Here is a 14,725-nt window from a genome sequence, read left to right as displayed (position 1 = left end):
TAAAGATTGATAACTCATGGGTAAGCGACCTCATTCCAATTCTAATACAAATACGAATTATAATATTAAAGGTGGTTTTTGGTTGTATGGGCAACATGCAGTACAAGCCGCACTGATAAATCGTAAACGCCAAAAAATGCGCTTAGTGGCAACGGTTGATGCATATGCAGCCGTAGCGGAAAAGCTAGATGCACCTTTAAAAGTTGGTCATGAAATTGTTGATCGCTCTGTTTTGGATCAAATTTGTGGTAAAGAGGCGGTACATCAAGGTGTTGCTTTACATGTAATGCCATTAGGCAGTGCGAGCATAGAGGAAATGTTGGAACGTTCAGGACCAATTTTAATGCTAGATCAAGTCACTGATCCTCGGAATATTGGGGCTATCTTACGTTCTGCGGTGGCTTTTGGTGCTGCTGGTGTGATTTTACAAGATCGTCATTCTCCTGATGAAAGTGGTGTTTTGGCAAAAGCAGCCTCTGGTGGACTAGATAATATTCCTATTATGCGTGCGGTTAATCTTTCTCGTGAATTAACGAAACTAAAAGAGGCGGGTCTATGGGTGGTTGGATTAGATGCACATGGTAATCTGTTAAATGGTGCTGACTTTGCACAACGCCGCGTTGTGTTAGTCTTAGGAGCAGAAGGGGCAGGCATTAGACAATTAACGAAGAAAAATTGCGATGAGATTGCAAGTTTACGCATGACAGGAGATATTGATAGTTTAAATGTCTCTGTTGCGGGTGCAATTGCTTTGTATGAAATTACACGTAGTTTCTTCTAATTTATAAGACAATAGGTAGGTAAAATGATAATTCGAGATTTACTACGTATTGCTGTAAGGCGTACAATACGCTCCTATTATCATTTTATCTTTCGTCTAAACCGTGTTGCGACACAAAGAGTAAAGTTAGAACAATGCGGGTCCTGTGATGGGCAGGTGACGTGGTTTGATACATCTCGTTTGACGCATACTGAAAGATACCCTTTTTCTGACTGGAGGCGACCAGCAAAGCCGATTTATCGATATCGTCTAGATAATGTTGTGCTTGATGCGTATTATATGGTATTTTTTAAAGATGGAGGGATTATTCCAAACTGTAATCACTATATTACAGGGGAGTTATTGGACTCATTAAAAGTGCGACCTGAAGAAGTTATTTCTTATGAGGATCAAGGGCTTGTTTTTAGTTGTTCTGATCATTGGGAAAATAATTACTTTCATTGGATTGCGCATGCTTTGCCTGCGTTTTATGCTGCTTTGCAATCTGGTATTCAAGGAAAATTCTTAGTTCCATCACCGTTACTACCTTGGCAACAACGCACATTAGAGTTGGTTGGTGTTGATTTAGAACGTTGTTGCCCGATCAAGAAAGATCAACAATATGCTTTATCTAACGTTGATTATTATGAGTTAGGCACAGGGGAGGCGGATTTTGCAATTTCAAGCTTGTCTGCTAAGGCTTACCAACAGATGATATGTAATATAAATGCGTCTGTATCGCCAGCGTTGTGTCATGACAAAATTTATATTAGTCGTGCGAATAAAGAGCATCGTCATTTAAATAATGAAACAGAGTTAATTACTTTGTTAGAGGAAAGGGGCTATTTTATTCTAGATCCTGAACAATATAGCATTGATGAACAGATTATTATTTTTCAGCATGCTAAAATGGTTGTGGCATTGTTAGGGGCGGGGCTATCGAATATTGCTTTTTGTAAAGAAGGCACGATTATTTACGAACTGATTCCTAGTCATCATGATAATCAGTGTTTTTTAGTAATGTCTTTACAAGGAAAGCTGAGATATTGGGCGGATAAATTTGATACGGGTGTTGATCATAATCGTCCTGATCATTTAAGTGCATGGATAAATACCCTTGATATTGAATTCGTAGAAACACGTTTGGGTGAATTAGAGCAGTTTATTGAATTATAAATTGTATTTTCACTTGATAGAGTTACACTGTGCCGAACTTACATTTTTGAAATAAGGTATTTTAGGCCATGCGTAAATTATTCAATGCTTTTATAGCAGGGGCTTGTTTGTTTTCTACGAGCAGTCTTGCATGCACCAGAGCTGTTTATTTAGGGGATAAAGATCAAGTTATTACAGCGCGTTCTATGGATTGGAAAAAGGACGTTGGGACGAATTTGTGGATTTTACCAAGAGGGATGGATCGGGATGGTGCAACGGCGGGTAATACGGTGCATTGGAAGTCTAAATATGGAAGTGTGATTGCTACAGGATATGATATTGCGACCACAGATGGGATGAATGAAAAAGGTCTCGATGTGAATATGCTGTGGTTGGTTGAGTCTGCTTATCCTACACCAACCAAAGACAAACCAACAATGTCTATTTCTGTTTGGGGACAATATGTGTTGGATAATTTTGCCACCGTAGATGAAGCGGTTGCAGCGTTGGAAAAAGAGCCTTTTACTGTGGTAACAGAAAAAGTTCCTGGTGAGCAAAGAATGGCGACATTACATATGTCTATTTCTGATGCAACAGGGGATAGCGCGATTATTGAATATATTGATGGCAAGCAAATTATTCATCACAACCGCAAATATCAAGTCATGACAAATTCCCCTGCTTTTGATCAACAATTGGCTTTGGATGCGTATTGGAAGTCTATTGGGGGTACCGTGATGTTGCCAGGGACTAATCGTGCAGCAGATCGATTTGCCAGAGCGTCTTTTTATATTAATGCTATTCCCAAAAATATGGATGACCGCAAAGAAGTAGCTAGTGTTTTCAGTGTGATTAGAAATGTTTCTGTGCCTTATGGGATTAACACAGAAAATGAGCCAAATATTTCTTCAACGCGTTGGCGCACGGTGGCTGAGCAAAAGAATAAACGTTATTTCTTTGAATCTGCATTAACGCCGAATATTTTCTGGGTAGATTTAAAACAAGTTGATTTCTCAGAAAAAACAGGAAAAGTTAAAAAACTAGATCTAGGCCCAGAGCAAACTAATATTTTTTCTGGCAACGCCACCGCATCCTTTAAAGATGCTAAAATGTTTAAATTCTTACCAATTAATGATGTGAAGTAAGGTTTTATATAAAAGAGTTAATTTTATTTCACTGTGTTTTTACGGTACAGGAGCTAAAATGACTGTTTTGTTATAATTTTACACTAAGATAATAAAAAAAGGCGGTAATAAATTGATACCGCCTTTTTTACTTAAAGTGTATTAAGCTCTTTTCTTTTCAATATCTGCTGCGTTTAAAAAATATGGTCCTCCAGAAAGGATTTGTAAAGTAAGCAATATAGGTGTTTGTGTATTGGTATCAGTAGGAAGAGTAAGTAGTGCGTTTCCTTTTGTCCATCGACATGGTGCTGATTCTTTTACATCCCACCCATTCAAATGATTTGAAGTATGATGAAGGGTTATCATGTCAGACTTATTATTCTGAGATATCGTTATTTCACCGATCAGAACCCCTAAATAACGGCGATCATCAATAAATGCCCCTATTGTTTCATTAGGACGTCCTATACGTGTCATAATTCTGACGGATTTTGTGTCTGATGGTAAGGTAAATACAATACGACCATTTTCAACTGTATAATGATTGATTTTATGTTGATGGTTTGTGATTAAGTGTATCGCGGCATCATCTGTTAATAGAGGTGGTTCATTTTTGTGAGGTACAGCCATATTATGTGCACGTTGTTCAATTTTGCGATAAATAGGCTCTACTTGATTTCTGGATACTACTAAAGGAGCGGAGGCATCTTGCTCCCAGCTTTTAGGAGGGGTAACAGAAATGCTTGTGACGTTTCCGTCTGGAGCGAAAACATGACGATTTCCTGTGTCTAAATAGCTTTCTGTTGTCATTCCGTCTGCAAAAATGATCGAGTGATTATCGGTTTCTATGTGATAATAGTCATAAGAGGTAATTGAATAATCATAATAAATTGAATGATTATTGATTAACATACGAACAGGAATAAATTTATCATTAAAAAACAGGCTATGTTCAGATGTGATTAATAGATCTTTATTGGGAATATTATTAGCAATGGCATCTTTAAGAACACGTACTGGATATCCAGCAAAATCATCACTTAAATGAGGTCTGATATTGATATGTTTTTTGCCAACCCATGTGACTGTACAAGGCTGTTTTTGTTGATGGTGCCAATCATAGCTCATGATTGTATCACCGATTTTTATATCTTCTACTGCGGTGAAAATTGAATTTTCCATCTCAATCATTGTGCCAGCTAGGAAGCAAATATCAAAGACAATATTTCCGTTAGTATCTGTCGTTGTGTTATCAAAATTAATTTGATCAGCACCTGTCACGTTTAAGGTGATACTGCTGCCATTGGACAGGGTAAAAGTGACTTGATCAGTTGTTGTGGTGATATTGGTAATCTCGGAGGCTGTGATGCCAGCCAATGTGAGTTGTGCAGATTCCGATGATCCTGAAAGGCCATTAATAACGGTTGGTGTTGTTGTGGTTGCGGTACTATCTGATGCGGAAATAATCAGGTGTGTTCCAGAACCTGTAGCCATATCCACAACCCCGCCCGCATTTGGATCTAGGGTTAAGGTTCCGCCAGCAGCAACAGTCACAGAGGTTGTGGCTGTTGGATCAAGTTCAGATGCAATGGTTGCACCAGGCATAATGGTTGCGCTTCCACCTGAATTAATCATTAAATCTTCGATAATAGTTCCACTACTTGCAATTAGAGTGCCACCAGCATCAATTTCACCATAGGCTAAATATGAACTTCCTTGAAGAATAAGGTCTCCGCCAGAAACGATGGTGCCCATTAGTACGCCACCATCGGCTGTCATGGTAGCTCCAGCATGAATAGTATCTCCTACAGCTGTACAATCTGCACCAACGTAAGCTGATGCTCCTGAGTAAAACTCGTTAGTAGTAAGAGTCGAATCCCCAGTAGCATTTACAACTGCACCTGAGTAAAAACTATTATCTATAGCTGTCGCACTATCCGTAAGGGTTAAAGTTGCACCTGAATAAAAACTATTACTCGTTAATGTAGCACCGCTTGCATTGACCGTTCCACCTGTAGATATCGTGTTTCCCTCAAATGTATCATCTTCCTCTACATTGACGGTTTCATTAGTAATCACAGAGCCTGATGTAATGACATAAGGTGTAATTTCTGCATTAGGCTGTAAACTTGCAGTATTCAAGTTCATGACGGTATTATCTGACATATTGATCTCCCAACCAAAGTAGTTTTCAATTTATTTTGATTTAGATTATTTATTTATTTATTTATTTATTTATGGGTAGTCCTATAAGAACTACGGTGATAATCTCATTAAATCTTTGATATAATTTGAAGATCGCATTATATGCGATTATTAATTTTTATGATAGTTATTTGTATTTAGTATTTAAATCTATTATATTTGATAAACAAAAAGCAGTAACTAATTTTATTAATTACTGCTTTTTATAAAGAAGTTATTTTTAATTAGTATAAAGATAAATACTAATTATTTTGCAAAATTACCACCAGCATATTTGTTTTTGAAGTAAAGACCAATGTTTTTACCGATGGTTGCCCAGTTATCACCATTTTTAAGACCTGTTCTGATGATGTTTGCTTTTGCGATTGCATCTGCACGGCTACCACCAGAAACTTGACTTACTTGAGTTGTTGTTAATGTTTTCATTATTGTATCTCCTTTAATAAAAAATATTTTTTAAGTTAGTTGCTAACTTATGAGTATGTTTATGCAATTCAAATATGTCGATAGTTTAACGGAAATAAGGCGAGAATGTGATTTGTTGAAATAATTACAATTTAAGAAAAAATAAAAGTGTTTTGTGTGTTGTAGGTAATGCCATGGATTTTGTAAGGATATGAAATATTTAAATTTTACCAATTAATGATGTGAAATAGGGTTTATGGATACGCCCCTTTGTTTGTAAAGGGGCATGTTTATTTGATTATTGATTGTCAAACATACTGCAGAAATCTTTAGCGATTTGTTTAGAACTCTCATTGCAGTCAGAAACTTGAACTTCTTTAGCAATTGTTAGTAAACAGGATATTTGTGTAGGACGGTTATATTGATCTAGAATTGCCGATGAAGTTTGGAGAATGAAAAGCATTATATTAATTGCTTGATCTATGTTGTTATGAAGAAAATTATCAGTCCATTCGGCATCAAAAATATTGAAGAAAATTATAATAAATTCAGGAAATGAAGGAAAATCTTTTTTTGTAGATACTAATTCTGTTATTTTTGTTTGATAGGTTTCTTTTAATATGTCTTGATAACGATTAATAAGATTATTTAATTCGTTACTTCTTAGAATTATACGGGGATCATTGGTAAAAAGTATATTACAAAATTTATTCATTAACAAAGAGCAAAAAGGAAAATCATGATATAATTTTTTTAATAATTCTGTTTGTAATTTGTCATTTCGAATATGCTCAAAAACATTAATGATTAGATATTTTATTTCGTCTTGAATATTATATTCAACAGATTGTTTTTCTATTGAGATTGAGTAATCATATATAGATACTACCCAACAAGCAATTTTAGTAATTTTTCTTTCAGAATAAGCTGATAGATTTTGTTTCCAATGAAGAAGTAAAGCCCTATTTTTTGAAAGATGATGATCTAATATATCATTAGAAAATTTATTAATAATTTCTGGTGCTTGTTCAATATAATCTAAACTGTTTTCTACTTCTGTTAGCTCAGTAGGGGATAATAACTGAGAATTGTTGTCATATATAAAATAATTGTAGAAAAAGTGTGATGAGATGATCGGGTAATGAAGCGTTAATGCTTGAGTTGATTCTCCTCTAGCGAAAAAATAATGGAGATTAATATTTAGTTTTTGATTATAAGTAATCATTTTTTTTTCAAATGTTTCTAGATTATTGCCATCTTCTGTATCGCAACAAATATAATCTCTATTATCTTTAATAAATTCATAAAGACCATGATTAAATAAACGCCATGACTCGATAACGACGAACAGAGTTGGATTAACACTATCTTGAACGGATAACCATCCAACAATTAGGGCATTGATAAGGCGAGTAACTTGACGTGGATTTTTGAGTTGTGGAAATAAACAATGTTTAAAATAAGGAGCTGTATTTTCATCTAATTTCCCATACAGATTAGGGATATCAGCTTTAAGCTTATTCCAAAAATATAATTCTATTCTAAAAGGAATAATGTAAGGAAGATCAAAAGAGCCTTGAACGATTTTCTCGATCCATTGTGGCCCTTCTAAATCTGTATCTTTTTCTAAAGCTCCTTCAACAATTTTACGATCAAATCCTAAAAGGTAAGTAACATAAGGCAAGTCTGCCACTGATTTTACCATACGAAAGATTTGACGCATTTCATCGGCAGGGAGGCGGTCTATATCATCAATGATGATTAATAGAGGGCGTTGTTGCTGTGTTAATATATCTTGTAATTTGTTCTTTGTTTTTTCTAAGGATGGTTTTTGATCAATTGTTTCTTTTATAGATTTGGCAACATCTTTTGTACCAGGAATGATTAGATTCATAATACTACCAGCAATTGGCAATGTTGCGCTTGCCATTTCTTTTAGAGCATCTTTTAGTTTTGTCCACTCTTCACCATTTAAGTTTAGATCTAACTCATGAAAAAAGGCAAAGGTTAGGTTCTCTTGTCCTGAGAACAACCATGGTGAGAAATGAATAATCTTGGTTTGTATTTCTGTGCCTTTTTGTCGATCCTCAAGTTCTTTAATGACTAAATTAATCGCAGAAGTTTTTCCAGAGCCCCATTCACCATGAATGCCAAGGACTAAGCAATCTTCTCTGGTGGTGGCGTTATCTAAAATTGTCGCAATATTTTGTGCAAAAGGGCGATATCCTAAAGAATCAGCAGCTAGCTCTTTAATGGGGCTATCCGCAGATAAATTACCTGAAGAAGTATCATTCATATTCTTATTCCTTTTGCACGTAAAAAATTAAATCACGTAATCAATTGGAGGTAACGATAAATCCATTGAAATCCCAGGCATGTCTTTATGTTTAATCCCAACAGGACGGGCAGGGTTCCCAACAACCGTGGTATAGGGCAGGACATTTTCCAGCACAATAGAACCAGCACCAATTTTTGCACCTTCACCAATTTCGACATTGCCCAAGACTTTTGCTCCAGCACCAATTAACACACCACGACGAACTTTTGGATGGCGGTCTTGTTCTATTTTACCAGTTCCCCCCAATGTAACGGCTTGAAGAATAGAAACATCATCGTCAATCACAGCCGTTTCACCAATCACAACACCTGTTCCGTGATCAATCATGACGCGTTGTCCCAATCTGGCAGCAGGATGAATATCCACCGCAAAAACTTCTGAAATACGACTCTGCATATGTAGCGCAAGGAAAGGTCTATCTTGTTGCCATAACCAATGTGCAATTCGGTGAGCTTGGATCGAATGAAACCCTTTAAAGAATAAAAAAGGCGTTACTAAGTTACTACATGCCGCATCACGCATCATCACCGCAATTAAATCCGCAGCTGCAATAGAAACGAGCGGTGGGCTATGACGATAAGTTTCTTGAATTAAATGAGTCAGAGCAGAAGGGGAAATAGAAGTATCCCCAAGTTTGCGTCCGATAATATCAGCCAATGCTGCAGAAAAATGAGGGTGTCTGTGTACGCAGGCATTAAAAAAACTGCCTAACAAAGGATCACAACACGCACGACTCTCATCGACAATCTTCATCCATAATGCATCGAGATTAATTTCATGACTATCTGGCCCACTGGCAAGGGTATTGCGTGGATCATTCATTGCGTTTTGTTCTGGAATAATAGGATTAGGGTAACGCGACAAAGAATCACTCATAACGGCCTCGGTCAATTATTTTGAAAAAGAATCTAAAATATTAAAGGTAGATAGAAATTTTACCTTATAGTTTATTTATATAATATGTAATTTTATAGAAACAGATTTATTTTTTATATAATTTTTAAAAAATTTTATTATTAATAATCACGTTTTCGTGCTTATTATAAGATTATATATTAAAAATAGAGCATTTATTGAATTATAATTACTCTTTTTGATTGTTTAGGGATTTTATATTTTTTCGTACAAAGTTGAGGAAGGGAACGAGCGTATATGAGGGGCAGAATTTTAAATTCTTTGCGATTGAAGAATTATCTTTTAATTGGGCTGTTATGTTTGATGCCGATGCATGCCTATGGTGCGACTGTTGTTTCTCCGACTTTGGATACAGGGGATACTGCCTGGATGTTAATCAGCGCAACGTTAGTTCTGATGATGACTATTCCTGGGTTGGCTTTGTTTTATGCTGGGATGGTGAGAAAGAAAAACGTTCTGGCGACAATGATGCAGTCTTTTGCTATCTGTTGTATGATGAGTATCTTGTGGGTGGTAATTGGGTATAGTTTGGTTTTTACCACCGGAACGCCTTATATCGGTAATTTATCTCAATTTATGCTGAATGGGATCCTAGAACATTTCCACTTTGGTATTGATAAAGGATTTGTTTTAGGGGCTGATACGGCTGCCCCTGCGATGATGACAATCCCACAAAGTGTTTATGTCGTGTTTCAAATGACATTTATCATTATTTCTGTGGCAATCTTAGTCGGTTCAGCCGCAGAACGTATTAAATTTAGCGCGTTATGTGTGTTTTGTATTCTATGGGGGTTGTTGTCTTATGTTCCAATCGCCCATTGTGTATGGTCTCCTGATGGTTGGTTGGCTTCATTAGGGGCAATTGATTTTGCTGGTGGTACTGTTGTTCACATCAATGCTGGGGTTGCTGGTTTGGTTTGTGCCATTATGATCGGTAAAAGAATAGGGATTGGTAAAAGTGATTTATCCCCTCATAATGTTGGCTATGCTGTGATTGGTGCTTCACTACTATGGGTTGGTTGGTTTGGGTTTAATGCAGGCTCTGCATTAGGGGCAAATGGCCGTGCTGGGATGGCAATGTTAGTGACACAAGTTGCAGCAGCATCTGGTGGGATTGGCTGGATGTGTATTGAATGGATTAAACGTAAGAAACCAACAGTTTTAGGAATAGTTTCTGGTGCAGTCGCAGGTTTAGTCGTGATTACGCCCGCAGCAGGTTTTGTTTTGCCTGGTCCAGCTATTTTAATGGGATTTATTGGTGGTATTGCTTGCTTTTGGAGCTGTTCTTATTTAAAGCACAAATTAGGATATGATGATTCTTTGGATGCATTTGGTGTTCATGGGATTGGCGGTATTATCGGTGCGATTTTAACGGGTGTGTTTGCTTTTGGTCCTTTATCTGCGACAGAAGCAGATCCTGCAGGAATTTCTGCTTCGATTAGTTTAGTGATTGCTCAGATTGAAGCTGTTGCTGTGACGATTATTTGGAGCGGTGGTATTTCTTGGATTTTGTTAACAGTTATTGATAAAGTTATCGGGTTACGTGTTGATCCTGATGATGAACGTCTAGGTCTTGATATGTCTTTACATAATGAGCAGATTAACTCATAATTCTACTCAATAAAGAATAGTGTTGTACAATTAATAAAACACTATTCTTTCGATGTATTCGTTATAATTAGGGGTAAATTTATGAAACAGATTCTATCTTCTCTTTCTCTATTAGGATTATATGCTGCTTTAACAGTTACTGGTTTAGTTGGGATTTCTTATTCTGCGCATGCTGCAGAAGGAAAAGCATGTTATGAACAATTTAGTGAAGCTAAAAAAGCGGGTACATTAACTGGGAAGAATTTTAAAGAATTTAAAGTAGCTCATTGTGATGCTAAGGGCGTTGTGACAACACCAAAGTCTGCAACAACGACTGAACCGAACAAAAGTGTTACTCCAGTAGCAGGAGAAGTTTCTAATAAAGTTATAGCAAAGGATAATACGAAAGAGCCTGTGAAAAAAGAAGCTGTAGAAAAAGCACCCGTTACTATAGGTGATGTTGTTTTTCCTGATAAAATTGATGCACAATTTGCGAGTGAAAAAGAAGGCACAGCACGTATGCACACATGTCAAAAACAATATAATGCAAATAAAGTTTCTTCTAAAAATGGTGGTTTAAAATGGATACAAAAAGGTGGTGGGTATTATAGTGAATGTAATAAACACTTGAAATCTGCTGTAGCAACGAAGTAATTAATTATTGTAAGTATTAAATACAAAAAAGACCTGTGCTTGATTAAACAAGCCAGGTCTTTTTTTGTATTGATTTTTATTAATTAGGCTTGGTCAGGGTAAAGGTCTTCTCTTTTAACAATTTGGATTTCACCTTTTTGTATTGTATGTGGATCTAGAATAATAATAAATTCACATAAAGCAACTGTAGCTGGACGATGTGCAACAATAACACGGGTTACATGCATATTTTTTAATGTGTCTGCAATATGTGCTTCTGTAAATTCATCTAAATGGCTTGTTGCCTCATCTAAGAATAAAATATCAGGTTGACGGTATAAAGCACGAGCAATAATTACACGTTGCTTTTGTCCACCAGATAAAGAGCTTCCCATATCACCTACGAAAGTTTCAAATTTCATAGGCATTGTCATAATATCATCAAAAATTGCTGCTTTTTTAGCACATTCGATAATACGCTCTTGATCAGGTTTATCATCAAAAGCACAAATATTATCTGCAATTGAACCTGAAAATAGTCCATCATCTTGCAAAACACCTGCAATATTTTGTCGATAAATATCTAAGGATTGCTGAGAAATATCTTGGCCTTTATAAAGTATTTTCCCTTCTTCAGGAAAAGTTAGTCCCATCATTAATTTTAATAAAGTAGATTTTCCGCAACCTGATGGACCAACAATTGCAACACTTTGTCCTTGAGGGATGCTGATATTAATATTTTGAAAGACCCAAGTCTCAGCTGCAGAGTATCTAAAGCCAAGATTATGGCATTCTAACTGAGCATGATGTTCTTGTTCTGATGGGACAGGAAACGTGCTTTGTAATGCTGTATAATCTGCTGTATTTTTTTCAGGGTCAGTCAATGCAATATCAGAAATACGATCGCTTTGAATAGAGAGCATGCGAAGTTTAAAGATAGCTCCAATTAAACTTCCTATACGACTTGTGAATTGGTCTTTATAAGATAGGAATGCAACTAACATACCAACGGACATGATATTGCCCATAACAAAATAGGCACCAACGACCATCATAATTAATCGGTCAGAGGAGAAAATAACATCATTAATTCGTCCAAAAATTAAATCATAACGTTGTGTTTTTAAACCAACGTTAATACTATCAACTAACAAATTAAGCCAACGAGCACGGCGACGTTCACGTAAACCTAATAATTTAATACTTGCCATGCCTCGTAAGGTCTCAATAAAATGAGAGTCTTTTTTAGCACTATAAACAATCCCTTCTTCAGAGGCCTGTTTATAGGGGCGATAGGCAATAAAACGTGCAATCGCGTCTAAAGTAACAGCAATAATTGTTACAAAAGCTAGCCATTTGCCGTATATAAAGAGCATGATCAACATGCCAACCGCCATAATTCCGTCCATAATGGCTTGAACCATATCGGTCGTAATGGTTGTTTGAATTGTTCCTAAAGATCCAAAACGAGATAAGATATCTCCAACATGACGTTTCAAGAAGTAATCAAGGGGAAGGCGTGTTAAATGATCAAATAGTCCAGCATTCCATTGTACATTCAGGCGTGTGCTAAATAGCATTACCATCCATGTACGTGCAGTTGAAATAATCATTTGAAGTAGAATTAACAAACCAACACCAATTGCAATGGTTGTTAATAGGTTTTTATCTAAAGTGACAATAACCTCATCAATAATGACCTGCGATGCCATTGGCATAATGATTGCAATGAGTTCTAATCCAAGAGAGGCGAAAAACACATAGGATAAAGTTGTTTTTAATCCATCTGTTTTTCTAAATAAATCTCTAAGTTTAAGATTATTTCGCTCATCTTTACGTTCGAATTTTTCATTAGGAGAGACTTCAAGTGCTACACCTGTAAATTCTTTACTAACTTCTTCCCATAAGATTTTACGTTGCCCATGTGCAGGATCATTAATAATAATACCGTAAGTCTTTACCGCAGTGAGCACAACAAAGTGGTTAAGGCTCCAATGTAAAATACATGGAAGTTTTAATTTATTAAGCTCATCTAGTTCTAGTCTTAAAGGGCGAGTGGTTAAATTATTACGATGTGCAACATCAATAATATTTTGTAGTGTAATCCCTTTGATGGAGATAGATTCTCGACGCCTAAAGGTTGTTAGGTCAATATAATTTTTATAATGGCCCATAATCATTGCAAGGCAAGCCAAACCACATTCAGCGGCCTCTACTTGCAAAATAAGAGGGGTTTTATGGTGGAATCCAAATTCCAGTTTTTTTAATGCATCGATCATGGCGTTGGCTTGATTAATCTTGTTTTAACAGTGTCTTTGACTTTAATAAATGGATTTAGCATCCATTGGTATAAACGGCGATAATCAATGGCGATATCAGCCTCCACGCGCATTCCTGGTTGTAAGAAATATTTCTGGTTGTTATATCCATTAATATATTGTTGTTCAGGTTTGATGCGAACTCTGTATAAAGTCTGCTCTTTATTTTGTTGTTGATTCGTATATTCTGTTCTTAAACGATCACCATTATCCTTACCTACGGTTTCGGAGGTAACTGGTGTATATGTAATTTCAGAAACAACACCTTTATATAAACCAAATTTTTGATATGGAAAGGCTGCGTAACTTAAGACAACAGTGTCATTTTTCTTTAATAAACCAACTGCAGAGCTTGGAACGTAAAGTTCTGCATCAAGCTTTTGTCCTTCAGGTAGGATACTAAGTAATGCAGAATCTATGGTAACTTGTTGCCCAACATACCCCCTTAAAGCAGTTACTGTTCCGCTGGTTGGAGCGGTTACAATAATTGTTTGATCTTTTTCACCTTGAGCAATTTTTTGCTCTGTATCATTGATTTTCTGTTGAATATCATAAAGATCATGCTGTAACGTACTATCAAAGAGACGCAATTTTGAAGCATTTTCTAGAATTTGCCCATCAATAGATGTTTGACTTTGTAAAAACTGTGAGTGAGAACCAAGAATTTGAGCATATGTATAAAGTTGATTCTGATACTCAGTATTCGTTGCCAAAGACATTTTTTTAGCTTTTTCAATCATTAATAATGATGATTGAATTTTGGGAATGATCACATTATCTTGATTAATCTGATCAGTAACTTTTTCATGTTGTTTATATAAGTTTGTTAGCTTCGAAACAATATTTGCTTTTTCAATAGGAGCATTATCCTTGCGTAAATTATATTGATCGATATAAATTTGTTTTTGTTTTTTTAGAAGATCAACAATTTGTTGTTGTGTGGGACCATTTATACTATTATTTTCTAAGCTTATTGCATAAAGCTTTTGCCCTTTTTTAACAAATTGCCCTTCTTTTATTGCTTGTTCAGTAATAATTCCATTGGTACGCGATCCTACGGTAACTAAGCCTGAAGCAGGCATCATGCTTCCGATGGCATGGGTTCGTCTGGTATAACCACCGTAATAAATATAGAAAATAACAAGAATTGTAAAAATAAGTGAGGCAATAGATATGATTTTAATAGGAATGGGTTGTATATCTTGTACTTTTCCAAGCCAAGTATCCCGTTTCGCTTCTAATACTTCTGGTCTGAAAAGAGAGCTCATTAATTGATGTATCT

General features: G+C 36.0%; 11 protein-coding genes. 5 read left to right on the top strand and 6 right to left on the bottom strand.

Annotated features, from left to right (window positions below):
* The first annotated feature begins 16 nt into the window (after window positions 1–16).
* From rlmB to CIN_RS07125, 3 genes are all read left to right on the top strand, one after another.
* Window positions 17–781, top strand: a complete 765-nt coding sequence (gene rlmB / locus CIN_RS07135) for a 23S rRNA (guanosine(2251)-2'-O)-methyltransferase RlmB (protein ID WP_008854403.1) — start codon at window positions 17–19, stop codon at window positions 779–781.
* Window positions 782–805: 24 nt separating this feature from the next.
* The gene (locus CIN_RS11495; protein ID WP_050798383.1) at window positions 806–1,936 is read left to right on the top strand and encodes a glycosyltransferase family 61 protein; all 1,131 of its coding nucleotides are present in this window, start codon (window positions 806–808) and stop codon (window positions 1,934–1,936) included.
* A gap of 68 nt (window positions 1,937–2,004) precedes the next feature.
* The gene (locus tag CIN_RS07125) at window positions 2,005–3,060 is read left to right on the top strand and encodes a linear amide C-N hydrolase (protein ID WP_008854401.1); all 1,056 of its coding nucleotides are present in this window, start codon (window positions 2,005–2,007) and stop codon (window positions 3,058–3,060) included.
* A gap of 141 nt (window positions 3,061–3,201) precedes the next feature.
* Here CIN_RS07125 and CIN_RS07120 read toward each other — a convergent pair whose 3' ends face one another.
* From CIN_RS07120 to cysE, 4 genes are all read right to left on the bottom strand, one after another.
* Entirely contained in the window at window positions 3,202–5,205 is a 2,004-nt protein-coding gene (locus tag CIN_RS07120; protein ID WP_008854400.1) for a Hint domain-containing protein, read from the bottom strand.
* A 285-nt stretch (window positions 5,206–5,490) separates the two neighbouring features.
* Window positions 5,491–5,670, bottom strand: coding sequence for a hypothetical protein (locus tag CIN_RS07115; protein WP_008854399.1), 180 nt, complete (start codon window positions 5,668–5,670; stop codon window positions 5,491–5,493).
* A gap of 277 nt (window positions 5,671–5,947) precedes the next feature.
* On the bottom strand, window positions 5,948–7,945 hold the full coding sequence (locus tag CIN_RS07110; protein ID WP_008854398.1) for a KAP family P-loop NTPase fold protein: 1,998 nt from the start codon (window positions 7,943–7,945) through the stop codon (window positions 5,948–5,950).
* Window positions 7,946–7,972: 27 nt separating this feature from the next.
* A complete protein-coding gene (gene cysE / locus CIN_RS07105; RefSeq protein ID WP_050798387.1) occupies window positions 7,973–8,809 on the bottom strand; it encodes a serine O-acetyltransferase in 837 nt (278 codons plus the stop codon).
* A gap of 396 nt (window positions 8,810–9,205) precedes the next feature.
* On the opposite strand from cysE, the gene CIN_RS07100 reads away from it, so the two are divergent.
* Window positions 9,206–10,513, top strand: a complete 1,308-nt coding sequence (locus CIN_RS07100) for an ammonium transporter (protein WP_008854396.1) — start codon at window positions 9,206–9,208, stop codon at window positions 10,511–10,513.
* Window positions 10,514–10,594: 81 nt separating this feature from the next.
* Window positions 10,595–11,146 (top strand): hypothetical protein, encoded by a 552-nt coding sequence (locus tag CIN_RS07095; protein ID WP_008854395.1) that lies wholly within the window; start codon window positions 10,595–10,597, stop codon window positions 11,144–11,146.
* Between the two features lie 83 nt (window positions 11,147–11,229).
* Here CIN_RS07095 and CIN_RS07090 read toward each other — a convergent pair whose 3' ends face one another.
* Both CIN_RS07090 and CIN_RS07085 read right to left on the bottom strand, forming a co-directional pair.
* Complete coding sequence (locus CIN_RS07090) at window positions 11,230–13,404, bottom strand: peptidase domain-containing ABC transporter (RefSeq protein ID WP_008854394.1); 2,175 nt, start codon at window positions 13,402–13,404, stop codon at window positions 11,230–11,232.
* Window positions 13,401–14,711 carry an HlyD family secretion protein gene (locus CIN_RS07085; protein WP_040364074.1) on the bottom strand — a complete coding sequence of 437 codons (1,311 nt, stop codon included), beginning with the start codon at window positions 14,709–14,711 and terminating at the stop codon, window positions 13,401–13,403. The genes CIN_RS07090 and CIN_RS07085 overlap by 4 nt, the downstream gene beginning before the upstream one ends.
* Window positions 14,712–14,725 lie beyond the last annotated feature (14 nt).

Source organism: Commensalibacter intestini A911 (assembly GCF_000231445.1).
Taxonomy (GTDB): domain Bacteria; phylum Pseudomonadota; class Alphaproteobacteria; order Acetobacterales; family Acetobacteraceae; genus Commensalibacter; species Commensalibacter intestini.
Note: the sequence above shows the minus strand (reverse complement) of the source record. Positions and strands in the feature narration are given on the sequence as shown.